Source organism: Methylobacterium nonmethylotrophicum (genome assembly GCF_004745635.1).
In the GTDB taxonomy this organism is placed as follows: domain Bacteria; phylum Pseudomonadota; class Alphaproteobacteria; order Rhizobiales; family Beijerinckiaceae; genus Methylobacterium; species Methylobacterium nonmethylotrophicum.
Genome location: NZ_SRLB01000013.1, coordinates 180,151 through 205,165, shown reverse-complemented (window position 1 = coordinate 205,165; position 25,015 = coordinate 180,151). Strand labels below are relative to the sequence as shown.

19 protein-coding genes are annotated in these 25,015 nt (G+C 69.5%); 15 read left to right on the top strand and 4 right to left on the bottom strand.

The features are described from left to right. The first annotated feature begins 1,085 nt into the window (after positions 1–1,085). The 12 genes from poxB (at position 1,086) to EU555_RS19120 (ending at position 16,776) form a co-directional block, all read left to right on the top strand. The gene (gene poxB / locus EU555_RS19170; RefSeq protein ID WP_135416818.1) at positions 1,086–2,822 is read left to right on the top strand and encodes a ubiquinone-dependent pyruvate dehydrogenase; all 1,737 of its coding nucleotides are present in this window, start codon (positions 1,086–1,088) and stop codon (positions 2,820–2,822) included. 62 nt (positions 2,823–2,884) lie between these two features. Next, positions 2,885–4,297, top strand: a complete 1,413-nt coding sequence (locus EU555_RS19165; protein WP_135416817.1) for a cytochrome ubiquinol oxidase subunit I — start codon at positions 2,885–2,887, stop codon at positions 4,295–4,297. Next, positions 4,294–5,286 carry a cytochrome d ubiquinol oxidase subunit II gene (cydB, locus tag EU555_RS19160; protein WP_135416816.1) on the top strand — a complete coding sequence of 331 codons (993 nt, stop codon included), beginning with the start codon at positions 4,294–4,296 and terminating at the stop codon, positions 5,284–5,286. Before EU555_RS19165 ends, cydB begins: the two co-directional genes overlap by 4 nt. Before the next feature lie 10 nt (positions 5,287–5,296). Next, a complete protein-coding gene (locus EU555_RS19155) occupies positions 5,297–6,373 on the top strand; it encodes an FUSC family protein (RefSeq protein ID WP_135416815.1) in 1,077 nt (358 codons plus the stop codon). Next, positions 6,370–6,612: a hypothetical protein gene (locus EU555_RS36280; protein ID WP_167858609.1), complete on the top strand. Its 243-nt coding sequence runs from the start codon at positions 6,370–6,372 to the stop codon at positions 6,610–6,612. The genes EU555_RS19155 and EU555_RS36280 overlap by 4 nt, the downstream gene beginning before the upstream one ends. Next, positions 6,612–7,577, top strand: coding sequence for an efflux RND transporter periplasmic adaptor subunit (locus EU555_RS19150; protein ID WP_167858608.1), 966 nt, complete (start codon positions 6,612–6,614; stop codon positions 7,575–7,577). Before EU555_RS36280 ends, EU555_RS19150 begins: the two co-directional genes overlap by 1 nt. Before the next feature lie 132 nt (positions 7,578–7,709). Next, on the top strand, positions 7,710–8,543 hold the full coding sequence (locus EU555_RS19145) for an ABC transporter ATP-binding protein (RefSeq protein WP_205820956.1): 834 nt from the start codon (positions 7,710–7,712) through the stop codon (positions 8,541–8,543). Further along, on the top strand, positions 8,540–9,391 hold the full coding sequence (locus EU555_RS19140) for an ABC transporter permease (protein ID WP_135416813.1): 852 nt from the start codon (positions 8,540–8,542) through the stop codon (positions 9,389–9,391). Before EU555_RS19145 ends, EU555_RS19140 begins: the two co-directional genes overlap by 4 nt. 35 nt (positions 9,392–9,426) lie before the next feature. Then, a complete protein-coding gene (locus EU555_RS19135; protein ID WP_167858607.1) occupies positions 9,427–10,485 on the top strand; it encodes an ABC transporter substrate-binding protein in 1,059 nt (352 codons plus the stop codon). Positions 10,486–10,610: 125 nt separating this feature from the next. After that, positions 10,611–13,508 carry an ATP-binding protein gene (locus EU555_RS19130; RefSeq protein WP_167858606.1) on the top strand — a complete coding sequence of 966 codons (2,898 nt, stop codon included), beginning with the start codon at positions 10,611–10,613 and terminating at the stop codon, positions 13,506–13,508. Positions 13,509–13,812: 304 nt separating this feature from the next. Continuing rightward, positions 13,813–14,289, top strand: a complete 477-nt coding sequence (locus tag EU555_RS19125; RefSeq protein WP_135416810.1) for a hypothetical protein — start codon at positions 13,813–13,815, stop codon at positions 14,287–14,289. Positions 14,290–14,487: 198 nt separating this feature from the next. Beyond that, positions 14,488–16,776, top strand: coding sequence for an efflux RND transporter permease subunit (locus tag EU555_RS19120; protein ID WP_245524372.1), 2,289 nt, complete (start codon positions 14,488–14,490; stop codon positions 16,774–16,776). 40 nt (positions 16,777–16,816) lie between these two features. On the opposite strand, the gene EU555_RS19115 is transcribed toward EU555_RS19120, so the two are convergent. Continuing rightward, positions 16,817–17,698, bottom strand: coding sequence for a cyclic nucleotide-binding domain-containing protein (locus EU555_RS19115; protein WP_135416808.1), 882 nt, complete (start codon positions 17,696–17,698; stop codon positions 16,817–16,819). After that, on the bottom strand, positions 17,695–18,069 hold the full coding sequence (locus EU555_RS19110; RefSeq protein ID WP_167858605.1) for a mechanosensitive ion channel family protein: 375 nt from the start codon (positions 18,067–18,069) through the stop codon (positions 17,695–17,697). Before EU555_RS19110 ends, EU555_RS19115 begins: the two co-directional genes overlap by 4 nt. Positions 18,070–18,664: 595 nt before the next feature. Between EU555_RS19110 and EU555_RS19105 the strand changes: the two genes are divergently transcribed. From EU555_RS19105 to EU555_RS19095, 3 genes are all read left to right on the top strand, one after another. Further along, positions 18,665–19,471 (top strand): acetoacetate decarboxylase family protein, encoded by an 807-nt coding sequence (locus EU555_RS19105; RefSeq protein ID WP_135416806.1) that lies wholly within the window; start codon positions 18,665–18,667, stop codon positions 19,469–19,471. A gap of 102 nt (positions 19,472–19,573) precedes the next feature. Further along, entirely contained in the window at positions 19,574–20,818 is a 1,245-nt protein-coding gene (locus EU555_RS19100) for a cupin domain-containing protein (RefSeq protein ID WP_135416805.1), read from the top strand. Between the two features lie 36 nt (positions 20,819–20,854). Further along, positions 20,855–23,152, top strand: a complete 2,298-nt coding sequence (locus EU555_RS19095) for an FdhF/YdeP family oxidoreductase (RefSeq protein WP_135416804.1) — start codon at positions 20,855–20,857, stop codon at positions 23,150–23,152. A gap of 53 nt (positions 23,153–23,205) precedes the next feature. On the opposite strand, the gene EU555_RS19090 is transcribed toward EU555_RS19095, so the two are convergent. Beyond that, positions 23,206–23,694, bottom strand: a complete 489-nt coding sequence (locus tag EU555_RS19090; protein WP_135416857.1) for a cytochrome b — start codon at positions 23,692–23,694, stop codon at positions 23,206–23,208. A 62-nt stretch (positions 23,695–23,756) separates the two neighbouring features. Continuing rightward, a complete protein-coding gene (locus tag EU555_RS19085; RefSeq protein ID WP_135416803.1) occupies positions 23,757–24,869 on the bottom strand; it encodes a catalase family peroxidase in 1,113 nt (370 codons plus the stop codon). Positions 24,870–25,015: the final 146 nt, after the last annotated feature.

The following is a 25,015-nucleotide window of genomic DNA, read 5'->3' as shown; positions in this document are numbered from 1 at the left end:
TCAGGCAAGCTGGTTCCGAGAGGAAGCGGGCACTGCCGTTGCCGGCTGCTCGCTGGATGACGAACGAGCGCGACCTATCGGTCTCGAGGCCTTCGGTCATGGACGACTTCGTCACGGCGTGCTCCTGCAGTGCCTCACGTTATAGGACGGGGCCATGCTTCTCGAGGGCAGATTGGTACCGGTGAGTCGCGGCTTGCGTAGCGCGCGATCGCGCGAGGTGCGGCGCTGAGCCACTGGCAGGATACTGAAACGGTCTTGTCGGTGAGCGACGACAATGCGCGAGCTAACGAGCGCGCGCCTATTGACGCCCGCGACGGGCCTCCCAACGCATTAAACGACCCAAGCGTCTCTCGTTCGCATAATCAGAAATTTCCATGGATTCGAGATAGATTTCCATCATAATTATAGTATCGTCGATTTTATTCAGCTGTAATCTTTATTGTGATTTTTTATCTGAAGATGGAAAAATCCAAAACAAGCAACTATCATACATAGGGTCATCAAATTATGCATATTATTCAGACGAAAAATACGCATCGCAGGGATGGTGGCGGGACCCCGGGCGTTCATGGTTGTGCAGTAAGCCACCCCATTCCATTACACTATGGCGATACTGCCACCTCTCCCCACAGGGCTGCGGCGGCCCAAAATCAGCGGGGCACGGGAGGGGACCTGAGCAATCAGCTACGCCAATGCTAACACCTGACCCCAAGCGGACGTTCGAGCGACTATCCACCAATGTCCGCAAAAGATCTCAAGCTGTGGTTCGGCGTCCTCGAGCGCGTCATGAGCCGAACTGCGACGCCAATGATCTGTGATATCCCGGGCAACACGCAGAGATCCGGCCACATCTCGAGCGGGCACTCGTGCGAGCCGGACGCGCGCGCAGCAACGATGGGCCGGCGCCATCATACAAACGTTTGTTCCAGCTGAACCACCTTATGGTCCAGCCTTCCTCGTGGTTGATCGCCTCAAGGTCGGATCGCCCATAGCATTCTCTCTGGCCGACAACGCGAAGAGACAGCCCGGACACGCCGCCAGCTGCGACGGTGCTCCGGATTAGCTCGCGTCCTGGGAGAAATATCATGGCTAGACTGACTGTCGCTGATCTGATGATCGACATCCTCGAATATGCAGGGATCGAGCGGATCTACGGGGTCGTGGGCGACAGCCTGAACGGCCTCACCGACTCCATCCGCCGACGCGAGACAGTCGAGTGGATCCACGTCCGCAACGAGGAGGTGGGCGCCTTCGCGGCGGCAGGCGAGTCGCAGATCACCGGCAGACTGGCAGCTTGCGCCGGATCCTGCGGCCCGGGCAACCTCCACCTGATCAACGGGCTGTTCGATGCGCAGCGCACGCGGACCCCGGTGCTCGCCATCGCGGCCCACATCCCGACGTCGGAGATCGGCAGCAGCTACTTCCAGGAGACCCATCCGCAAAACTTGTTCAAGGAGTGCAGCGTCTATTGCGAGCTGGTCTCCGACCCGGCGCAACTGCCCTACATCATGGAGAGCGCGATCCGGGCGGCCGTGGGCGAGCGCGGCGTTGCCGTGGTGGTGATTCCGGGCAACATCGCGCTCGAGCCCGCACCGGCCCGCGCTCCGTCCCCGAGAGAGGGCCTGCTGCCGCCGGCCCCGGTCGTCGTGCCTCGGGAACGCGACCTCGACGCCCTCGCGGAACTGCTGAACGGGGCCGAGCGCGTGACGCTTTTCTGTGGGCGCGGCTGCGCCGGCGCCCATGCGCCGCTCCTGGGGCTCGCCGAGGCGCTCAAAAGCCCGATCGTCCACGCCTACGGCGGCAAGGAATACGTTGAGTACGACAACCCCTACGATGTCGGGATGACCGGCTTCATCGGCTTCTCGTCCGGCTACGCGGCGATGCATGCCTGCGACGTACTGCTGATGCTCGGCACGGACTTCCCCTATAAGCCGTTCCTGCCGACGCAGTGCCGCATCGCTCAAGTGGATATCCGCCCCGGGAATATCGGCCGGCGTGTGAAGCTCGATCTCGGCCTCGTCGGCGATGTCGGCGCCACGATCGCGGCGCTCCTGCCGAAGATCGAGGTCAAGACCGACCGGATGCATCTCGACGATTCGCTCGCGCAGTATCGCCGGGCGAGAGCCGGGCTCGACGATCTGGCGAAGGGCGCGCCCGGTCGCAAGCCGATCCACCCGCAATACCTCACCAAGGTCCTCAGCGACGCAGCGAGCGATGATGCCGTCTTCACTTTCGACGTCGGCACGCCGACGATCTGGGCGGCGCGCTACATCACGATGAACGGCCGCCGCCGGCTCGCCGGGTCGCTCAACCACGGCTCGATGGCGAATGCCCTCCCGCATGCCATCGGCGCTCAGGCCGCGTATCCGGATCGCCAGGTGATCTCGCTCTCGGGCGACGGCGGCTTCACGATGCTGATGGGCGATCTCGTCACGCTGACGCAGATGAAGCTGCCGGTGAAGGTCGTCGTCTACAACAACGGCTCGCTCGGCTTCGTCGTGCTCGAGATGAAGGCGTCCGGCTTCCTGACGACCGGGACCGACCTCGTCAATCCCGACTTCGCCGCGATGGCGCGCGCGATGGGGATCCACGCGATCCGGGTCGAGGATCCGGGCGACCTGCCGGGCGCGGTCGCCGAGATGCTCGCCCATGACGGCCCGGCCCTCCTCGACGTGGTGACGGCCAAGCACGAGCTGTCGATGCCGCCGACCATCGACGCCAAGGAGGTCAAGGGCTTCGGCCTCTGGCTGATGCGTGCGGTCCTCAACGGGCGCGGCGACGAGGTGATCGATCTCGCCCGCGAGAACCTCCTGCCGCGCTAAAGCCGCGCTCGCCCGCGTCCCGCGTCGCGGGACGCCCCTCCCGCCGCACGGGGATGCCCGCCATGGACCTGACGCCCCTGATCCTGTCGCGGATCCAGTTTGCGTTCACCATCACCTTCCACATCATCTTCCCCGCCTTCACCGTCGGGCTCGCCGCTTGGCTCACCTTTCTCGAAGGCTGCGGGATCGTGACCGGCCGCCCGATCTACCGGCGGCTCTCGGATTTCTGGCTCAAGATCTTCGCCGTCGCCTTCAGCCTCGGCGTGGTGTCGGGAATCGTCATGGCGTTCCAGTTCGGCACGAACTGGAGCGAGCTGTCGCGGCGCACCGGGCCGATCCAGGGCCCGCTGCTCGGCTACGAGAGCTTCACCGCCTTCGCGCTCGAGGCCGCGTTCTTCGGGGTGCTGATGTTCGGGCGCGAGCGGGTGCCACGCGCCGTCTACTTCCTCGCCTGCCTGATGGTGGCTCTCGGCACCTGCCTGTCCTCGTTCTGGATCATGGTGAACAATTCGTGGATGCAGGTCCCGAACGGGTTCACGCAGACACCGGACGGGGTGTTCGTGCCGACCGACTGGTCCGCCATCATCTTCAACCGCGTCGTGTGGGTCCGCTTCCCGCACATGGTGCTGGCGGCCTTCGTCACCTCGGCGTTCTGCATCGCCGCCACGGGCGCCTGGTACATGCTGCGGCGCCACGCGGTGCAGGAGGGGAGGGCCATGCTCACCATGGCGCTGCGGCTCGCCGCCATCCTCGTTCCGATCCAGATCGGCTTCGGCCACCTCGTCGGCGACTACGTCCACGACCTGCAGCCGGCGAAGTTCGCCGCCATCGAGGGCCGCTGGCACGATGAGCAGCCCGCCTCGGAAGTGCTCATCGCCTGGCCGGACGAGCGGACCGAGTCCAACCGCTTTCAGGTCGCAGTCCCTTATCTCGGGAGTCTTATCGGCTCGATGAGCCTGACGTCGAAGGAGGTCGGGCTGACAAGCTTCAAGCCGGAGGACCGGCCGCCCGTGCTGATTCCGTTCCTGGCCTTCCGGGTCATGGTCGGCTGCGGCCTCGTCATGCTGGCGATCGCCTGGATCGGTTCGTGGCTCAGCCTGAGCGATCGGATCGTCGGTGCACGGGTCCTCCTCTGGGCGACGTTCCTCTCCTTCCCGCTCGGCTTCGTCGCCACGATCACCGGCTGGTTCACCGCGGAGGTCGGTCGCCAGCCCTGGACCGTCTACGGCCAGATCCGCACCGCCGACGCGGTGACGCCGTTCCTGACCACACCCCAGGTCGCGACCAGCCTCGCCATCTTCGGCAGCGTCTACTTCCTCATCTTCAGCTTCGGCGTCCTCTACATCTACCGGCTGCTCAAGGCCGGGCCGATCCCGGCGCCGGATCTCGGCCGCCAAGCGACCAATCCGAAGCGTCCCCTCTCGATCCCCGGTGCCAGCCCCGGAGTGGGCACGACTACGGAGACGGCCCGATGACCCTCGTCGACCTCTGGGCGGCCGCGCTCGCCCTCTCGCTCCTGCTCTACGTCCTGCTCGACGGCTTCGACCTCGGCGTCGGCATGCTGTTCCCGCTCGCCCCCGGCGAACCCGCCCGCCGGCGCATGCTGGCCGCGATCTCGCCGGTCTGGGACGGCAACGAGACCTGGCTCGTCGTCGCCGGCGCGACCTTGTTCGGGGCTTTCCCGCTGGTCTATGCGACGCTGCTCTCCGCCTTCTACCTGCCGGTGATCGCGATGCTCGCCGGCCTGATCCTGCGGGGCGTGGCCTTCGAGTTCCGCTACAAGACCGTCCGCTTCCGCCTCCTCTGGGACGCCGGCTTCGTCGCGGGCTCCACGGTGGCGACGCTCGTGCAGGGCACGATGGTCGGGGCACTCGTGCAGGGGCTTCCCATCGTGGACGGCCGCTACGTCGGCGGCCCTCTGGGCTGGCTCAGCCCGTTCGCACTCCTCTGCGGTGTCGGCCTGTGCCTTGGCTACGCGCTGATCGGCGCCTGCTGGCTCGTTGCCAAGAGCGAGGGCGAGGTGCGGGAGTTCGCTTATCGCGTGCTGCCATGGCTGCTCGCTAGCCTGCTGGCCTTTCTCGCCGCCGCCTTCGTCTACGCGGTGCTGATCGACCTTCCGGTGATGCGCCGCTGGTTCGAGCGGCCCTCCCTCGTCGTCCTTCCGGTCCTCGGGGCGGTCGCGCTCGCCGGATTGCTCCGGGGCATCGCGGTCCGCAACGACCGCCTCCCGTTCCCGATGGCGGCTCTCATATTCCTGGCCGCGTTCGGGACGCTCGCGGCCTCCTTCCTCCCCTACATGGTGCCGTTCTCGATCACCATCGCGGAGGCGGCGGCGCCCGAAAGTTCGCTGCACTTCCTGTTCTGGGGCGCCGGCCTCTTCGTCTTCCCCATCACCCTCGCCTACACGGCCGCGGTCTACTTCATCTTCCGCGGCAAGGTCGCGGGCGAGGCCGAGTACGAGTGAGGCCGCCGCCATGCCCATACCCGACCTCTCCGCCGCCGCACCTCTCCTCCCGGGCCGGCCGGCCGCCCGGTACCCGCTGCGCGATCTGCGGCCGCTCGCCTTCGGGCTGCGGACGGCGCTCGCGGCGCTCGCGGCCCTGTGGCTCGCGATGTGGCTCCAGCTCGACAATCCCCGCTGGGCCGCCTGGACCGTGATGGCGATCGCTCTGCCGACGCGGGGCGAGGTGAAACGCAAGGGCGCCTGGCGCCTCGGGGGCACGCTCCTCGGCCTCCTCGCGGGGCTCATCGGGACAGCCTGCTTCGCGCAGAGCTCCGTCGGAGCCGGTCTCTATCTCGCCGCCTGGACGGCGCTTGCCGCGACGATCGGCGGCCGGCTCCCGGGCTTCGGCGCCTACGGCACCGCGCTCGCGGGGCTCACCGCCAGCCTGATCATGCTGGAGACCGCGGGGGCCCCGCTCTCGGCCTTCGACCTCGCGCTCGAGCGGGGCTCGAATATCGGGCTCGGCATCGCCTGCGCCTACCTGGCGAGCGTCGCCGCCGAGGCACTGCATGGCGCGGCCGCACCCGCGACTCCGCCTCCGCCGCCTGCACCGCCCGCCGCGGTCATCGCCGCGAATGCCGCGCGGCTCGTGCTGCTGGTCGGGTCGGCCTGGCTCCTCTGGTTCGTCACGGCCTGGCCGTCCGGCCCGATCTTCATCATCCTGGCCGTGAGCCTCGGCCTCAACTTCACTACCCTGCCGAACGTCGAGCGTGGGACCTGGCCGTGCCTGTGGGGCGTGGCGCTCGGGCAGGCGGCGGGCCTCGCGCTCAAGTTCGGCCCGCTCACCAGCACGCCGTCCTTCGGGCTCCTCGCAGCGACGCTCATTCCGTGTCTCACGATCGGCGCAGTCGGCGCCACCGACCGGCGCTCGGCGGTGCTCGCACTCGGCTTCAACGTCTCGTTCCTGCTCGCCGCCGCGCCGCAGAACCCGATGCAGTACGACCTCGGCGCCTCCCTGAATGAGGCCGTCGCGGTGGTCGCCGGCGTCGCGCTCGTGGTCGCGGCCTATCGCTATCTGTGGCCCCGGCACCTGTGGAGGCACCCGTGATCTCGCCCCTCATGCTCCTGCCGCCCTCGATTCTGCCTCTTCGCGAGATCTCCGTGATGGGCGTGCTGATCGCGCCCTTCGCCCTGTGCCTGCCGCTCGCCGCCGCCGCGACCGCAATCCTCCTCGCGGCCCTCCGCCGCCTGTCGGGCCGCGCCGTCTGGACGCGATCGGCGACGCTCGAACTGTCGCTGGTCGTCGGAACCCTGTCCGCCTTCGTCCTCTGTCTCGGGAGAGTGTGATGTCGTCTTCGCTTCGCGTGGCACCGGCCGGGCACGAGGCGCCGGCGGCGGCAACCACGCCCGCACCGCCCTCTGCGTTCGGGACGTTCGCCGCCCTTGCGACGATTGCCGCCGCCGCGCTCCTCGCGGTGCTCGCCTGGGACTACTACGTCCACACGCCGTGGACCCGGGACGGGACCGTCCGCGCCTATACGGCGCAGGTCGCGCCGGAGATCTCCGGGCGGGTCACGGCCGTGCTCGTGTCCGACAACCAGGCCGTCCGGAAGGGCGACATCCTGTTCCGGATCGACGACCGGGATTACGTCATCGCCGTGCAGCAGGCCGAGGCCGCCGTGCAGCGCGCCCGGGCGCAATGGCGCAACAGCGTGGCCGAGGCGACGCGGCGAAACCAGTTGAGTGACCTTGCCGTCACGACCGAGGAGAAGGAGACGTACCAGAGCAACGCCGATGCCTTGAAGGCGACCTATGACGGCACCGTCGCCGACCTGGCCAAGGCGCGGCTCAACCTCGAGCGCGTCCAGGTTCGCTCGCCCGTCAACGGCTATGTCACGAACCTGCTGCTGCAGGCGGGCACCTACGCCTCGACCGGGCAGGCCGCCATGACGCTGATCGACGCCGACAGCTTCTGGGTCACGGCCTATTTCGAGGAGACGCAGCTCGAGCGTGTGCGGGCGGGCGATCCCGCCACGGTGACGCTGCTCGGCTATCCCGGCACGCCGCTCAAGGGGCGGGTGGGCAGCCTGGGGCGCGGCATCACCGATCCGAACGCCGCTCCGGGCGTGGCCGGCCTGCCGGCGGTGAACCCGGTCTTCACCTGGGTCCGGCTCGCCCAGCGCATTCCGGTGCGCATCGACGTCGATGCCTGGCCGGCGGGCCTCGACGTTGCGGCGGGCATGACGGCGACCGTGCGGGTCGAGCCCCCGAACCGCAGCGTCGGGATGGGGGGCAGCGCGGCCGGGTCTTGACCGGACCCGAAGAGCGAGTCGACAGTGCCAGCCTCGCTCAAGGATCAGGTCTTTTCAGATGAGAACGCGTCGGACGGGTTCGTGCAGCATCGTCCGACCCGACGATCTTGCCCGGCCGGCCCGGACCCGCTCGTGAGCGCCGCCGCTCGCGGGGTTGAGCCGGCTCCGCTGATCGAGGCACGCGGCCTCGGCAAGACCTACGAGACCCTGGAGCATAGGAGCGTCCACGCCCTCTCGGACGCGTCGTTCACGGTGCGGGACGGCGAGTTCGTCTCGATCGTCGGGCCGTCCGGCTGCGGAAAGTCCACGCTGTTGAAGATCATGGCGGGATTGCTTCCGAGCACGGCGGGTACCCTGCATCTCGCGGGCCGCACGGTCACCGGGCCGAGCCCGGAGATCGGCGTCGTGTTCCAGCGTCCGCTGCTCCTGCCGTGGCGAACGATCCTGCAGAACGTGCTGTTCCCGGCCGAGATCCGCGGGGTCCCGCCGAGCCACATCCGCGATCGCGCCTCGTCGCTTCTCGACCTCGTCGGCCTGGGCGGCGTCGAGAGCCGCTACCCGCACGAATTGTCCGGCGGGATGCAGCAGCGCGCCGCGATCGTGCGGGCGCTGGTGCAGGACCCCACGCTCCTCCTGATGGATGAGCCGTTCGGCGCGCTCGATGCCCTCACGCGCGAGCGGATGAACGTCGAGACCCTCAGGATCTGGGACGCGCAACGCAAGACCGTCGTCTTCGTCACGCACTCGATCGGCGAGGCGGTGTTCCTGTCCGATCGGGTCCTCGTGATGACGCCGCAACCCGGCCGCATCGCTCGGGTCGTCGCCATCGATCTGGCGAGGCCGCGCACGCTGTCGATGATGGGCTCGGCGGCATTCGCCGCCCATGCCGGGCTGATCCGCGAGCATCTCGACATCGGGAGAGATCTCGACATCAAGAAGGATCTCGTTTCGGGCATGTCCCGATGAGCGTTCCGAGTCCGGCCCGGAAGATGCGCGGCGCTAGCGAGATGCGGACGGGGCGGTTCGGGCTTGTGCCGGCACGCCATCAGGTCCTGTCCCTGGCGCTTCTCCTCGTCCTGCTCGCCAGCTGGGAAGGCGGCACCCGAGCCTTCGGGGTGCCCGAGTTCATGGTGCCGTCGCCGCTCGCCGTCGCCCGATGGCTCGTGGCCGGGTTCTCGGAGCCGCTGACGAGCCCGGCGAGCCTCGCCTACCATCTGGGAGTCACGCTCGCGGAAGCGGCGATCGGGTTCGTCGTCGGGTCCGTGGCCGGCGTCGTCGTCGGTATGGCGCTGGCCCACTGGTCGGCTGCGGAGCGTGTGCTCTATCCTTACATCCAGGCCTTCAACGCTCTGCCCAAGATCGCCGTCGCGCCCCTGCTGGTGGTGTGGTTCGGGTTCGGCATCGAGGCGAAAGCGGTGATGGCGGCGATCCTGGTGTTCTTCCCGATGCTGGTGAACGCGATGGCCGGCTACCATTCCGTCGATCCAGACCTGATCGAGCTGGCACGCTCCTGCAACGCGACCGGAGCCCAGATCTTCCACAAGGTCGTCCTCCCGTCGGCATTGCCGTTCCTCTTCGCCGGTCTGCACATGGCGACGATCCTGGCGGTTCTCGGCGCGATCGTCGGTGAGTTCGTCGGCGCGACGGCGGGGCTCGGCATGCTGCTGCTCCAGTACAACAACACCATGCAGGTCACCGGCGTGTTCGCGGTTCTCGTGGTGCTGGGAGCGGTCGGCTACGGGCTAAACGTCCTGATGATGCACCTCGAGCGACATTTCTGCTTCTGGGCCCGTCGGCGGAAGAATTTCGGCTGATGCGTCCTGTTGTCTCCGCCATGATCGGGTTTCCCATGAGACTGGCTCAGTTCTGGGTCGCGGCGTTCGTTATCGCGGCATCGGCCGCGACCGCGCAGCCCGTGACCAAGGTCCGCTTCGTGCAGGCCCATCCCAACGTCGCGATCGGCGAGGAGGTCTTCCTCTACGCGGTACCGAAGGCCCTCGGCTACTTCAGGGCCGAGGGGCTCGACGTCGAGATGACGAGCGCCTCCAACGGGGTCGCTGCCGGCCAGTTCCTGCAATCCGGCCGGGCCGAGTTCGCCACGATCGTGGCGGAGGGGATGCTGAGCATGCGCGAGCAGGGCGCGACGCCGCTCGCCTTCTCGTCCCTGAAGCAGCACAACGGCTACTCGGTCGGCCTCCTGCCCGGCTCCCCCATCACATCGCTGGCCGACCTGTCCGGCAAGGCGGTCGGCTTCGTGTCGGCCGGGTCGGGAACCGCCAAGATCCTGGCCGAGTCGCTGCGCAGGATCGGCATCGCTCCGACGTTCCGGAGCATCAGCGTCGGGGGCGGCCCCCAAATCGCGACGGCTCTGCGCAGCGGAGCCGTCGACGCCGTCATGCTGTGGGACGCCGTCTTCGGCATGCTCGCGAACCAGGGCCTGCGTCTCGACCACATCGAGCTGCCGATCCAGGACGAACTCGCCGGAATGGCGATGGTGACGACCGAAGCCTATGCAGCGAGCCATCCCGGGGTCGTTGCCGGCTTCTGCCGGGCCTTCAACAAGGGGCTGTACTTCACCCGGCTGAACCCGGAGGCGGCCGTCAGGATCTTCTACAAGGAATTCCCGACCGTGCGACCGGCCGACAAGGACGAGGCGACCGCGGTCGCCGAAGGCGTGCAGGTCCTGAAGACATGGCTCAGCTACGCCGAGAAGGGCGTCGATCTCGAAGCCAGGACCGGTAGGCTCGATCCAGCGAGATGGGACTTCTCGGCCGCGACCTTCGCGAGGCTCGGCGACCTGAAGGGCACCACGAGCGGGAGCGCCGCCATAACCAACACCTTCTTCGAGCCCTGCAACGATTTCGATCGCGCGCCGATCGCCGCGCAGGCGAGCGCCGCGAGCCGCTAAGCATCATTCCGCCGGCCGCAAGCGGCTGGTGCCGGAGTGGTCGCCGGTTCGCCGGCGAGAATGATGCAGAAGCAAGAAGCCGAGCAGAGTTGCCCCGTGCAACGCGGCTTGGAACGACGGCCGTTTTGCGGATCGCGAGGGGGCAGGTAGATTGGACCCGGGCAAACCGGTCCCGGGGAGGCTGCGATCGTCGAGCGCTGCGGAATAACGCGTCTGCGGAGTCGTGGCGCCGGCGCGTGCGGGATACCGCGGGCGTGGTGACGCCGACGCCCGAAGCGGTGCTCGCCACGGCGCCGTCTCTCCCATCCGAGATCGCCGCGTTCGGGCCCTATCAGATATCGCTCGCAACGCGTCAGGTGTGGCGCGACGGCAAGCCGATCGCGCTCGGCGGACGCGCGGCCGATCTCCTCTTCGTGCTCATCGAGCGACGGGGGGATGTCGTCAGCAAGCAGGACCTGATTGCCCACGCCTGGCCCAACCTGTTCGTCGAGGAGGCCAATCTCCGGGTCCAGATGGCGGCGTTGCGGCGCGCGCTCGGCGATGGGCGGGATCAGCAGCGCTTCATCGTCAACGTCGCGGGGCGCGGCTACAGCTTCGTCGCACCCGTGGAGATCGGCGATCAGCCGAAACCGCTCCCGCTCGATCCGGGCGACAGCGAGCGCCACAACCTGCCGAACTCCCTCGTCCCGGTGATCGGGCGCGAGCGCGAACTCGCGCTCGTTGCCGAAGGCCTCGAGAAGGGTCGTCTCCTCACGGTGGTCGGCCCCGGCGGCGTCGGCAAGACCACGCTCGCCCTCGAAGCGGCCCGCGCCCAGCTTCCGCACCGCGACGGCGTCGTCCTGATCGACCTGTCGGGCATCTCCGATCCCTCGAGCGTCGCGGGCGTTGTCGCGTCCGCCGTGCAGCTGACCCTCGGCGTCACCTACCGGTCGATCGAGGAGGAGCTGCCGCTCCGGCGCGGCCTGCTGATCGTCGACAATTGCGAGCACGTGATCGCGGCGGCCGCTGACGCGATCGAGAGCCTGCTGCGCGCATCGGCGTCGCTGAAGATCGTCGCGACGAGCCGGGAATCCCTGCGGGCCGCGGGCGAGCGCGTCATCCGGGTGTCCGGCCTCGACGTCGGCGCGGGCGACGCTCGGGGAGAGGAGAGCGACGACCTCTCGACATCGTCCGCCGTCCGCCTCTTCGTCGAGCGGGCCGGCGCGGTCCTCGGCGCCTACGAACCGTCCGCCGCCGAGCTGACCGCCATCGCCGAGCTCTGCCGGCGCCTCGACGGCAACCCACTCGCCATTGAGCTGGCGGCCGGCCGATCAGACGCGTTCGGCGTTCCGGGTCTCATGCGCCAGCTGGACGACGTCTTCCGGCTGCTCGTCGCCGGGCGCCGGACGGCCCTCGCGCGTCAGCGCACGCTCGAGGCGACGCTCGACTGGAGCTTCGCCCACCTGACCGCCCGGGAGCAGGTCGTCTTCTCGCGGCTGTCGGTCTTCTCCGGCCCCTTCTCGCTGGAAGCCGCGTCCCAGGTCGCCTCGATCGACGAGGCGACCTGGAAGACGATCGACACCATCACGAGCCTGGTGGCGAAGTCGCTGGTCGCCACGGACTTCTCGCAGGCGTTGCCGCGCTACCGCCTGCTCGAGATCACGCGGGCCTACGCCCTGCGCAAGCTGGAGGAGCGGGGCGAGCGCCACCGCCTGCTGCGTCGGCACGCGCTGCACATGCGGGAGACCATGGTGCGGGCCGAGGCCGCCTGGCAGAACTCGCCGGGCTGGCGCGCGACCTATGGCGGCGAGGCCGACAATCTGAGGTCGGCGCTGCTCTGGTGCTTCAGCCCGGACGGCGATCCCGAGCTCGGCGTGGAGCTGACCGTCCGTTCCGCCCTGCTTTGGTTCCAGCTCTCCCTGGTGGCGGAGGCCTGCCAGTACTTTCAACGCGCCGCCGAGGCCCTGGAGGCGCGCTGCAGCCGGGATCCGCACGACGCCGTCTCGCTGCTCACCTCCCTCGGCACCGGCCTGCTCTACACCCTGGGCCCGGGTCCGGAGGCGTACGCGCCGCTGGAGCGGGCCGTCGCCATCGCCCGGGAGGCCGACGATGCGGACCTCGTGCTGCGGGCCGTCTTCAGTGCCTGGCTCTGCGAGTTCTCGAGCTCGCACTACGCCAGAGCCCTGACGACAGCCCTCGAATTCCGGACGACCGCCGGGTCGCAGATCGCCGGGAACACGGCCTCGTCGCGGCATATCGGCGACAGGATCGTGGGCGCCACCAGCCTCCATCTCGGACACGTCACGCAGGCCCACGAGAGGTTTTCCTCCGCGCTGAGCGCGGAGGTGGCGAGCCCGATGGTGCGCATGCAGTTCGATCATTCACTGATCTGCCGCGCATGGCTCGCCATGGCCGACTGGCTCCTCGGCGGGGCTGAGGCCGCCGCGATGGCACGATCCTGCGCGGCCGATGCCCGCGAGCACGGCCACGCCCCGACGCTGCTGCTCGCCCTGGTCGAGTCGGCCTGCCCGATCGCCCTGTTCGAGGGCGACCTCGACACCCTCGCCCATCACACCGACCTGCTGCAGGATGTCGCCGCCAAGCATCCGATCGGCCCGTGGCGCGCCTGGGGCGAGTGCTTCCGCGGCTCGCTGTCCCTCTTGCAAGGGCGCGCCGAGATCGCCGCCGACCAGCTGGCACACGGGTTGCGGCACCTTTCGGACACTCGCTGGTCGATCCACCGGGCACTGTTCCTCGGGCAGTTCGCGAGGTCCTGCGCGGCGGCCGGTCGCCAGGAGGCCGGGCTGGCGGCGGTCGACGAAGCTATGAGCCTGTGCACGGCGACCGGCGACGCGTACATCCTGCCCGAGATCCTGCGAACGAAGGCGGAGCTTCTCCGCATGTCGGCGCCCGGCGAGGCGCGCCGGTGCCTGGACGAGGCCGTGGAGCGCGCGACCCGCGGCGGCATGGCGGCTTGGCTGCGGCGCTGCGAGACGACGGCGGCGCTGCTGGCGGTCGCGCCTTCGGTCAGACGAGCAGTCTGACCCGCACCGGCGCGGCAGCCCGCCCGATCTCCCCGGTCTGGCGCGGTCGAGACGGTTCCGCACGCCTTGCCTTGACCGCGTCGCCGACGGGGCAAACCATCGCATGGTGAAACCATACGTCAGGTCCGGCGCCCCCAAACCAGAATTCAATCAAGAATTCCTGCCGAAAGCGCCATCTTCGACGAGACGGAGAAACCCTCTCGGTATGGCGGATCAAAGTCCCGGCACGACGTCGCTCCATCCAAGCGGCGCCCGATGCGGGGACTGACACCGTCGACCGAGCTCGATCGACCGGATGCCCATCATGATGCGCTCTTCATGCTTCCTCGCGGTGCCGCTGATCGTCGCCATCTCGGCGGCACCCGCCGCGGCAGCACCACGCGGGAGCTTCGCGCCGTTCGCGGGATCCTGGTCCGGATCCGGCCAGGTCGTGTCGGCGACCGGCAGCGAGGCGATCCGCTGCCGGGCCCGATCCGATGTGGGAGCGGGCGGGGCGTCGATCTCGCAGCGCCTCGTCTGCGCGAGCGCGAGCTACCGGTTCGACATCACCTGCCGCGCCGACGATGCCGACGGACGCATCTCCGGAACCTGGACGGAGACGACCCGCGGCGTCACCGGAATGCTCACCGGCGAATTGCAGGCTGGGCAGATGCGGGGCGTCGTCAGCTCGCCGCTGTTCAATGCCGGCCTGAGCCTCGTCACGCGCGGCAACCGGCAGGACGTGGTGATCGCACCGGAAGGCAACGACGTGCGCCAGGTGAGCGTCCAGCTGCGCCGCTGAGAGGTACGGCCGCGCCTTTCGGTATCGAGGCGGCTCGCGGGGCCGGCGCACGCATCAGCGCCACGCCACTGGAAAGGCCCTGGATGCTACGCGCCTTCGGGCCCGGATCAGCCCTTCGCCACGATCATCGCACGCAAGGACGGATCATCCATGAGCACCGAGACGAAAGACGGGCGCACCAAAGGACCCGGATCGCGGATGATCGACACCCGCGTCGAGCGGATCGGGCTTCTGTCCCTCCATCATCCGGCGATCATGTCCGCGCTGGCCGTGATCGTCCTCGCCGTCGCGCTCCTCGGGCTGCCCCACCTCGAGGTGGATGACTCGCTGAGTCAGCTCTTCCGGTCGGACAGCCGCGAGTACCGGCAATACGAGGAGGCGTCGAAGCGCTTTCCATCGAGCGAGTACGACGTTCTCGTCGTCGTCAGCGGCCCGATCCTGGAGCGCTCGTCGATCGAGGCCCTGCGCGGCCTGGCGACCGACCTGCAGCTCGTCGACGGCGTGCGCGGCCTCGTCTCGATCTTCTCGGCCCGCACCGCCCCGCAGAACGGGCAACTGCCGGGCCCGCTCTTTCCCGAGCCGCTGCCCGAAGGCCAGGCTTACGGCGCGCTCATGGACGCGGTTCGCGGCAACGAGATCATCAAGGGCAAGCTGCTCGCCCCGGACGGCAAGCTGACCCTGATGGTGCTGGCGCTCGCGCCCGACAAGGTCGAGAGCGGGCAGCTCGCGACCCTCGTGGGGCAGCTCCATGCGACCCTCGACGAGGACCTCGCCGGGACCGGCCTCTCGACCCAGCTGACCGGCGTGCCGGTGATGCAGCTCGAGATCCGGAACGCCATCGAGCGCGACCGGATCGCCTACAACGCGGCCGGCCTGCTCGCCGGCTGCCTCATCGCGGCGGCGTTCTTCCGCCGCCTGTCGTTCATGCTGATCGCCGCCGGACCGCCCCTGATCTCCATCGTCCTGGCGCTCGGAGCGTTCGGCTGGCTCGACCTCCAGCTCAATATCTTTCTCAACATGATGACGCCGCTGATCATGGTGATCAGCTTTTCGGACAGCATGCAGCTGACCTACGACATGAGGGCGCGGCTGATTGCCGGCGCGAGCACGCGCGATGCGGTCAAGGCCGCCATCCTCACCGTCGGCCCGGCCTGCGTCCTCACGCACGCGACCGCGGCGATCTCGTTCATAGCGCTGCAAACCTCGGAATCCGACCTGATCCGCAGCTTCGGCCGGGCCGGGCTGCTCGCGACTGCGATCTCGCTGGTCGCCGTCCTGACGATGATGCCGCTCCTCAGCCATCTCCTCGTGCGCCGGCCCGAACGGTTCGCCGACAGCGCCCGGGCGGCGGATCCGGGCGTCGGCCTGCTGCAGCGCGTCTGCGCCGCCATCGCGGGCCGGATGGTTCATCGGCCCGCCCTCTTTACCGGCATCGGCCTGGTCGTCGTGTCGAGCCTCGCGATCGGCTACGCGCAGCTGCAGCCGCGCTACCGCCTGGCGGACGAGGTGCCGGATCACGAGCAGGCGGTCGCCGCGAGCGACCGTCTCGACCGCGAGCTGACCGGCGCAAACCCGATCGACGTCATGGTCGAGCTCCCGAAAGGCCAGGATCTCTATTCGGCGCGCAATCTCGCCCTCGTCGCGGCCGTCCACGAGCGGCTGGCGACGCAGCCGGGAGTGGGCAACGTGTGGTCGCTGCAGACCTTGCGTGACTGGCTGGCGCAGAACCTCCACCGTTCCGACGTCGCCACCCTGAAGGCGTACGTGAACGCCTTGCCGCGCTTCCTGGTGCAGCGCTTCGTCTCGGCCGACGGCACGGCGGTGCTGGTGGCCGGGCGGGTGCGCGACGTCGACGCGAGCCGCCTGCTGCCGATCGTGCGCAACCTCGATTCGTCGCTCGATGCGGTGCGCCGGGCCTACCCCGACGCCACGATCTCGGTGACGAGCCTCTCGGCGATCGCCGCGCGCAACAGCGCGCAGATGATCGACAGGCTCAGCCGCGGCATCACCGTCGAGGTCGTCTTCGTCGCGGCCTTCCTGGGCCTGATCTTCCGCTCGGTCCGGGTCATGCTGGCGAGCGTGATGCCGGCGATCTTCCCGGTCGTCGCGACCGGGACCCTGCTGTGGCTGATGGGCGACGGGCTGCAATTCGCCAGCGTCGTCGCGCTGACCGTATCCCTCGGGCTCGGGCTCAGCGCGACGATCCACTTCCTGAACCGGATGACGATCGACCTCGCGGGCAACGATCGTCCGGCGCACGCCGTCGCGCACGCCACGATCCTGATGGGCCCGCCGCTGATCCTGACGACGGTCGTCCTGAGCTGCGCGCTCGCCGTCACGGTGCTGTCGAACCTCCCGATGCTCCGGCTCTTCGGATGGCTGAGCGCGCTGGCGATGCTGTGCGCCCTGGCGGCCGACCTGCTGATCCTGCGCCCGGCGATCACGCTTTTGTACTCGCTCGATCTCGGACGGCGGCGAAAGGCGTAGCGCCTCCTGCTCGGCCGAGACCCGGGGCCCGCGCGGACCGTCACGGCGTCCGCGCGGGCGGATCGTGCGGCAGGCCGAGAAGGCTGCGGATGCGCCCGGCGAGCCCGGGGGTCGTCGGCGGGAGCGGGCCCGCGTTCCGCGAGCCGGCCAGACGCCTCTCGGCCTCGCTCTGGCGCGACAGGATGACCTCGAGCTCCTCGGCCATGGCTGGACGGCCGCGCATCAGCGGCGCGAGGATGTCCCGTCCGATCTCGTAGGTCACGACGCGGCCGAGCGCCCGGACGGTGCCGGTCTCCTCGAGGCCGAGCAGGATGCCGCGCTCGCCGAAGCAGTCCCCGGGCGCCAGGCGCTCGAGTTCGTGTTCGTCGCCGTCGTCCGGATCCCGGCACGTGACGGACAGGACGCCGCTGCGGACGAGGACGAGGCGTTCGAGGACCGTGCCCTGCGCGGCGACGACCTCGCTCTCCCGGTACGACCGGCGATCCATCGCGGCGGCCAAAGCCTGCTTCTCGGGCTCGGTCAGGACGGCGAAGAGCGGGAGGTTGTCGAGAAGACGCAAGGACGAGGCGCGCCGGGGCGGGAGCGGGCGGCTCGCCCGGCGCGAGGGGAGGACGCCGGTACCGGGTGGCGGCGCCAGGTCGAGCCGGGCCGCCTTGGCGTGCCGGTAGACGAGATCCAGGATCTCGGTGCGGGCGGGGGACGCTCCGGAACGGTCGGCCACGTGGAAGCCGAGTTCGATCTCGATCGCTTGCGCGTCGAGCGACGCGACCTGCGCGCTCGGTGGCGGCGACTTCAGGATGAGCGTGCTGCTGAGAAGGACGTCCCGCATCGTCTCGACGACGAGGGCGGGGCGCACGCTCGGGGCGAGCCTCACCCGCAGGGTGACACCGTGGCTCCGGTCGGGCCCGCTCAGGTTCGTCATCCCGAGCTTCGCCAGGCTGCTGTTGGCAGGATGATCAGATCGTTCGACCCGCCGATGAGGTGCGTGGCACGCCAGTTCGTCTCGATCACGCGGCCCTCCGTGCCGTCCTTGAGGACGATCCAGTCGCCGATCGCGTAGGGCCGGCCGAGATTGAGCGCGATGCCCGAGAACAGGTCGTTGAGTGTGCTCTGCAGCGCAAGGCCGAGGATGATCGCGAACACGCCCGACGTGGCGATCAGCGCGCCGACCGGCACCCCGAAGGCGTAGGCGACGATCGACAGGCCGGCTCCGACATAGATCAGGGCGACCAGGAGGTCCTGCAGCAGCCGGGCCTCGTGCGGCCGGTGCTCGAAGATGATGAAGGCGCGCACCGTGCCGGTGAGGGACAGGGCCGCGCTCGTCCACCAGGCCGCCTTGGCCAGGCTCGTGAGTGCGTCCTGCAGGCTCGATAGGCCCCCCGGCTTCGGCGCGATAGGGAATCACGTTCGAGCGGACGAGCACGGCCGTGAGGCCGGAGAAGACCATCAGCCGCGTGACGAGGCGGATGACCGGGCGGCGCGCGAGCAGGCGGACCGGCGCGGCCGCCGCGATCGCCAGGAGGCCGATCTGCAGGATGGGATCGTGTCCCGGGAACACCGCGAGCCTTCGTCCTCTGCCTCCGCGCGAGGATTGACATCATGGCGGGAGCGTCTGGAGGCCTGAATCTATACGATGGTTTCGGCGTCCCACGCCAAAGCATGTCCGCACTGTCCGGCGGTTTGATGGACTGGCGTGACGCACAACAATATTTCTATGTTCATCGCCAACGTCACGATGGTCTCGCGAACGGCAGACATCGTTCAGGACCTGCTTTCGCCGCCCCGATGTCCGGATGCTGACGCAAGAAGGTCTTGCGTCAGCCGATCTCCGCACGCCGGCGACGCGACGATCCGGGACCGTTCAACACTCGCTCAGGGATGGACGTCGATGCTCAAGGGATTCTCCGTACCCCTCACGCCTCAGGGTGAGTCCGCGCTGGCGAGCCCGCCGCCGTGGCATTATTCGAGCGACTGCATCGCGATCGAGTACTGGACGGACCCGGACGCGGTCGCCGCCCTGCTGCCGCCCGGCCTCGCCCCTGACGAGGGATCGCAGGGGCGCGCCTTCTTCTGGTTCCTCGACTGGCAGTTCACCGGCTCGAACGACGAACTGACGGACCCGGCGCGCTACCAGTATCGCGAGGCCTTCGTCCTGGTCGAGGCCGTGCATGACGGCCGGCCGGTAAACTACTGTCCCTACATCTTCGTCGACAACGATGCCGCCATGGCGCGCGGCTGGGCGCAAGGCTACCCGAAGAAGCTCGGCAGCGTCTTCCAGACCCGCAGCTTCTCCGCGCCGAGCCCGGCGGCGGCCCCGCTGGCGGCGGGAAGCCGCTTCGGGGCGAGCCTGTCCGCGCACGGGGAGCGTCTTGCCACGGCGCGTCTCCAGCTCGAGGAGACGGTCGCCGATCCGAGGACGGTCTTCAGCCGCCCGACGACGATGCGGCGCTACTTCCCGCAGCTCGCGGCCGACCGTCAGGGCACTCCCGCCGTCGACGAGCTCACGCTCTCGCTCACCGACGACCTCAGGATCGTGGACATCTGGGCCGGCGAGGCCGAGCTGCGGATCCCCGAGGTCCGGGGCGAGGACATGTACCGCCTCGCGCCCCGGCGCGTCGGTCGCGGGTACCGATTCGGGATGGCCTATTCCGTCACCGATCTCCGAATCCTGACCGACCACGCGAACCAGCGCTGAGCCCCGTCGCGGCGGGTCGGCCGACCGTCCCGCCTCCCGTCCACGCGCCGATCCCTGCCGCTTCGCGGCGTTGCGGGACCGACCCCTCCGGAGAACCGATCCATGAATGTCCTGTCCCGCCGCGGCATGCTCGCGATGGCCGCCACCGGCGGCCTCGCGGCCGCGACCTCGGCCCGCGCCGCCGAGTTCGGCAATCCCGACCGTCCACCCCAGGGCGCCGTCAACGCGGGCCCGGGCGCGCTCGCCGATCCCGGACCGCAGAGCCCGGCCCTCGCCAAGCAATTCCCCTCGGCCCAGAAACCACCCGCCACCGATGTCGGCGACATGCAGACCTTCTGGTCGTCCTTCAACACGGCGCACCGGCGGATCCAGTCCGGCGGCTGGGCGCGGCAGGTCACGCAGGCTGATTTCCCGATCTCGACCGCGGTGTCGGGCGTCAACATGCGGCTCTCCGCCGGCGGCATCCGGGAAATGCACTGGCACCTCGCGGCCGAGTGGGCCTATATGACCGCCGGGCGCTGCCGCATCACCTATCTCGACGCGGAGGGCCACGCCTCGGTCCAGGACGTGGCCAAGGGCGACCTCTGGTACTTCCCGGCCGGCATGCCGCACTCACTCCAGGGCCTCGGGCCCGAGGGCTGCGAGTTCCTGATCGTATTCGACGACGGCAGCCAGTCCGAGTTCGGCACGCTGCTCGTCACCGACTGGCTCGCCCATACGCCGCCGGAGGACCTGGCGCTCAATTTCGGGCTGCCGGTCGAGGCGTTCCGGTCGATCCCGCTCGACGACCTGTGGATCTTCCAGGGCCGCGAGCCAGGCCCGCTCGCCGCCGATCAGGCGCAGGTCGCCTCGGCCGGCAGCCCGCCCGAGCCCGTCACCTTCTCGCTCGACCGTACGGTGCCGGTCCGGGAGAACCGATCCGGGCGGCTGCAGATGGCCGACAGCCGGACCTTCAAGGCGTCGAAGACCATCGCGGCGGCGATCGAGGTCATCAAGCCGGGCGCGATGCGCGAGATGCACTGGCACCCGAACGCCGACGAGTGGCAGTACTACGTCCAAGGTGAGGGCCGCATGACCGTCTTCGGCGCCGGCCCGCGGGCGCAGACCGCGGATTTCCGTGCTGGCGACCTCGGTTACGTCAAGAAGAGCAACGGCCACTACGTCAAGAACACGGGCACGACCGATCTGATCTTTCTCGCGGTATTCAAGACTGCGGAGTACCAGGAGATCAGCCTGTCCGACTGGCTGACGCACACGCCGCCGGAGCTGGTGGCCCAGCACCTCAACATCGACCCCTCCGTGCTCGCCCGCATGAGCAAGGACCGGCCCGGCCTGGTGCCGGCCTGATCCCCCCGCAGAGACATCGTGCCGAGGAGACCGACGATGGCCAAGCGTCCGACGGGCAAGCCCCGCATCCACCCCTACGCCCAGCCGGCCGGCGGCTGGGGCGCGCTCGCTGCCACCGCCAAGGCGCTCGCCGGGCAGGGCATCCTCGCCCGCGGCGGGGCCACTCTGCTCCACATGAACCAGCCGACGGGCTTCGACTGCCCCGGCTGCGCCTGGCCCGACCCGGACCACACCAGCGCCTTCGAGTTCTGCGAGAACGGCGCCAAGGCGGTGGCCTGGGAGGCGACCGGGAAGCGCTGCTCGCCGGAGGTTCTCGCCGCCCACACCGTCTCGGAGCTCGCCGGCTGGAGCGACTACGACCTCGAGATGCTGGGCCGGCTCACCCACCCGATGGCCTACGACCCCGCGACCGACCGCTACGTCCCGGTCTCGTGGGAGGAGGCGTTCCGGCGCATCGCCGCGATCCTGCGGGCGCAGGACGACCCGAACCGGGTCGAGTTCTACACCTCGGGCCGGGCCTCGAACGAGGCCGCCTTCCTCTACCAGCTCTTCGCCCGCGCCTACGGCACCAACAACTTCCCCGATTGCTCGAACATGTGCCACGAGGCGACGAGCGTCGGCCTGCCGCAGAGCCTCGGCGTCGGCAAGGCGACGGTGCTGCTGGAGGATTTCGACCACGCGGACGCGATCTTCATCTTCGGCCAGAATCCCGGCACCAACTCTCCCCGGATGCTGACCCCCTTGCGGGCGGCGGCCCGACGGGGCGCGGCGATCGTCAGCATCAACCCCTTGCGCGAGCGGGCGCTGGAGCGCTTCCAGTCGCCCCAGAACCCGCTCGAGATGGGAACGCTCTCGTCAACCCCGATCTCCTCCCTCTACCTCCAGGTCCGGGTCGGCGGCGACGCCGCGGTGCTGAAAGGAATGATCAAGAGCTGCCTGGAGGCCGACGACGCGGCGCGGGCGGCGGATCTCGCGCCGGTTCTCGACTGGGATTTCATCCGCGGCCACACGACGGGCTTCGAGGCGATGGCAGCCGATATCCGCGCCACCCCCTGGGAGGCGATCGAGCATGCGGCCGGCCTGCCCAAGTCGGAGATCGAGGCGGCGGCAAAGGTCTACCGCGAGGCCAAGGCCGCGATCCTGATCTACGGCATGGGCCTGACCCAGCATCGCCGCGGCACCGAGAACGTCCGGCTCCTTACCGACCTCGCGCTCCTGCGCGGCAATGTCGGCCGGCCCGGCGCCGGGGTCTGCCCGGTGCGCGGTCACTCGAACGTCCAGGGCGACCGCACCGTCGGCATCACCGAGAAGCCGGCGCCGGCCTTCCTCGACAGGCTCGAGGAGGTCTTCGGCTTCTCGCCGCCGCGGGCCCACGGCCACGACGTGGTGCGGGCGATCGAGGCGATGATCGCCGGGCAGGCCCGGGTGTTCATCGGGCTCGGCGGCAACTTCGCGGCGGCCGCCCCCGACACGCCCGTGACCCAGGCGGCAATGCGAAACCTCGCCCTCACCGTGCAGATCTCGACGAAGCTCAACCGCGGCCACCTCGTGCATGGGCGCGAGGCCTTCATCCTGCCGTGTCTCGCCCGCTCGGAGATCGACGAGCGGCAGACCGGCCCGCAGGCGATCACGGTCGAGGATTCGATGTCGATGGTGCACGCCTCCGCGGGCCGCAACGTCCCGGCCTCCCCCGATCTCCTGAGCGAGCCGGCAATCATCGCGGGGCTCGCCCGGGCCACCCTGGGCGACACGCCCGCCATCCCTTGGGAGGAGCTGGTCGCGGATTACGACCGCATCCGCGAAGCGATCGAGCGGGTGCTTCCGATCTTCCAGGGCTACAACGCCCGGATCCGCGAGCCCGGCGGTTTCCACCTGACCTCGCTGGCGCGCGAGCGCATCTGGGCGACGCCGAGCGGGAGAGCGCAGTTCTCTGCCTATCCGGGGCTCGGCGAGGACCCGCCAGTGGACGAGGAGGGGGTGCTGCAGCTCACCACCCTGCGCAGCCACGACCAGTACAACACCACGCTCTACTCGCTCTCCGATCGCTATCGCGGCGTGTTCAACCAGCGCATGGTGGTGTTCCTCAGCCCCGAGGAGATGAAGCGGCGCGGGCTCGGCATCGGCGCTCTCGTCGCCTTGGAGACGGTGTCGCAGGACGGCGTGGCGCGCCGGGTGGAGGGATTTAAGGTTGTGCCCTATCGCATCCCAGAGGGCTGCTGTGGCGCCTACTACCCGGAGACGAACCCGCTCGTGCCGCTCTACGCCCGCGACCCGCAGAGCGGGACGCCGTCCTCGAAGGCGATTCCGGTTCGCATCGTGCCGACGGCCGGATGAGGGGGCTGAACGCCCGATGCCCCCGCCGCGGCGAGGCGCTGGGCCCCGAGCCTTCAGGCCCGCGGCTTCCATAGCGCCATGCTGGCGAACACCCCGTCCCGGCGGATCAGCCCGTGCAGCAGGGCTGCCCCGAGATGGGCCAGGATGACCCCGAACAGCATGTAGGCAAGCACGGTGTGGATGGCGCGCAGGTCCGCATAGAGCGTCGGGCTGCCCGGCAGGATCGGTGGCAGCACCAATGGGCCGACGAGCGCCACGGGGTAGCGCGCCGCCGAGAGCATGGCCCAGCCGATAAGCGGCAGGGCGAGCATCAGCCCGTAGAGAGCGACGTGCGAGGCGTGCGCGGCGCGCCGCTGCCAGAGTGGCAGGTCCGCGGGTAGGGGCGGCGGCGCGTGGCGCTGACGATAGGCGAGCCGCAGCAGCGCGAGCACCAGGATCAGGAGCCCGACGGGCCGGTGCAGCGAGACCAGCACGTGATAGTTGCCGAGCGACGTCACCATCGCGGCGCCGATCAGCAGCATGGCGAGGATCAGGGCGGCCATGCCCCAGTGGAGCAGGCGCGCCGGCAGGGTGAAGCGGGCAAGGCTCGTCCGGGAAGGGCTCGTCACAGGGCGGCTCCGTGGTTCGGCGTGCGGGTGACGGCGGAGGGCAGTGTCGCCTCGCCGGCGCGGCGGGTGAAGGACTGGGAATAGGCGGCCGAGCGGGCGCTCAGCAGGGGATCGTCGGACGGTGCGATGCCGTCCGGCAGGACGAGCGGGTCGAAGTTGATGTCCCGGCAATTGCCCGGTGCCTCGGGCGTCGCGCCGGTGAGCGTCAGCGTTCCGGCGTCGATCGTCTCGCGGTCCACAGGCCAGGGTGTCGTCGCGTCGTCGGTCGGATCGCCCGGCTGGCCGAGCGTCACCACGAGGCGCCAGCGCAGTGGCTCCCGCCGCAGGGCGGCCGCCAGGTCGTCGAACAGGAAGTTCCTGTCAGCGCCGGGACTTCGCGCGTCCGTCGCCGGCGCGGCATCGCGCTCGGGCAGGTAAGCGAAGCGCACCGGCGTGGCGCGGCCGTCGGCCGCCACGAACCGGAAGGCGTTCAGGCTCCGGTACGTGCCGTCGGCAAAGCCCGCCGTGACCGTGCGCGCCCTGATCAGGGCCGCCGCCGCGGCGCTCTCCGGATGGGCCGCGTAGAAGGCGCGCAGCCGCTCAGGCTCGGGCCTGCCGGTCGCCGGATCGGGCTTGGCGGCGAGGAGCTGCTCGGCGAAGGCCTCGGGCGTGCGGACGGGGAAGACCGGGATGTCGTTCATGCCCGTGCGCCACTCCTCGCCGTCCGGCAGCCGGAAGCGCAGGGCGAGGCTGCGCACGGTGGTCTCGGCGTCGGCCGCATAGGGCTGCCCGCCCGCCAGCGCCACGCGGCCCTCGACCGGCGTCACTCGCCCCTGCACGAAAACGCCCGCTCTCGAGACCCGCGCGCCCGCACCGCTCGCCGCGAAGGTGCCGGCGACGCACATCCCCTTGGCGTGGTTGCGCCGGAAGCCCGGATGCCGGCCATTCACGTCTTCGAAGCGGTTGATCACCCGGGACGGCGTCAGCGCGCCCGGCGAGAGCCAGCCGCCCGCATAGGCGAAGGCCCCAGCGGTCCCGGCGAGCACCGCCCCGATGGCGGAGAGGCGCAAGATGAGAGCGCGCGTTGTCGTTCCGGGCGGCGCTCCAGTCAGGTCGGTCAGCAGGCTCATGGCAATCGCTCGGGTTTCCCGTCGCGGTTAAGCAACGGGTCTCGTTGGCAGGTGGAGGACAGCCGGCCCGTGCGGCCGAAGCGTCGAGAGAACCGGCATGCCGGTCGGGTCGTAAGAGCGGAACAAGAACTGGCCCGCTCTCAGCG

Coding starts and splice junctions, on each gene's coding strand:
- EU555_RS19125 (WP_135416810.1), top strand. CDS start 13,813: ATGATGCGCTCTTCATGCTTCCTCGCGGTGCCGCTGATCGTCGCCATC.
- poxB (WP_135416818.1), top strand. CDS start 1,086: ATGGCTAGACTGACTGTCGCTGATCTGATGATCGACATCCTCGAATAT.
- EU555_RS19115 (WP_135416808.1), bottom strand. CDS start 17,698: ATGACGAACCTGAGCGGGCCCGACCGGAGCCACGGTGTCACCCTGCGG.
- EU555_RS19090 (WP_135416857.1), bottom strand. CDS start 23,694: ATGGCCGCCCTGATCCTCGCCATGCTGCTGATCGGCGCCGCGATGGTG.
- EU555_RS19135 (WP_167858607.1), top strand. CDS start 9,427: ATGAGACTGGCTCAGTTCTGGGTCGCGGCGTTCGTTATCGCGGCATCG.
- EU555_RS19155 (WP_135416815.1), top strand. CDS start 5,297: ATGCCCATACCCGACCTCTCCGCCGCCGCACCTCTCCTCCCGGGCCGG.
- EU555_RS19095 (WP_135416804.1), top strand. CDS start 20,855: ATGGCCAAGCGTCCGACGGGCAAGCCCCGCATCCACCCCTACGCCCAG.
- cydB (WP_135416816.1), top strand. CDS start 4,294: ATGACCCTCGTCGACCTCTGGGCGGCCGCGCTCGCCCTCTCGCTCCTG.
- EU555_RS19150 (WP_167858608.1), top strand. CDS start 6,612: ATGTCGTCTTCGCTTCGCGTGGCACCGGCCGGGCACGAGGCGCCGGCG.
- EU555_RS19165 (WP_135416817.1), top strand. CDS start 2,885: ATGGACCTGACGCCCCTGATCCTGTCGCGGATCCAGTTTGCGTTCACC.
- EU555_RS19105 (WP_135416806.1), top strand. CDS start 18,665: ATGCTCAAGGGATTCTCCGTACCCCTCACGCCTCAGGGTGAGTCCGCG.
- EU555_RS19120 (WP_245524372.1), top strand. CDS start 14,488: ATGATCGACACCCGCGTCGAGCGGATCGGGCTTCTGTCCCTCCATCAT.
- EU555_RS19085 (WP_135416803.1), bottom strand. CDS start 24,869: ATGAGCCTGCTGACCGACCTGACTGGAGCGCCGCCCGGAACGACAACG.
- EU555_RS19100 (WP_135416805.1), top strand. CDS start 19,574: ATGAATGTCCTGTCCCGCCGCGGCATGCTCGCGATGGCCGCCACCGGC.
- EU555_RS19140 (WP_135416813.1), top strand. CDS start 8,540: ATGAGCGTTCCGAGTCCGGCCCGGAAGATGCGCGGCGCTAGCGAGATG.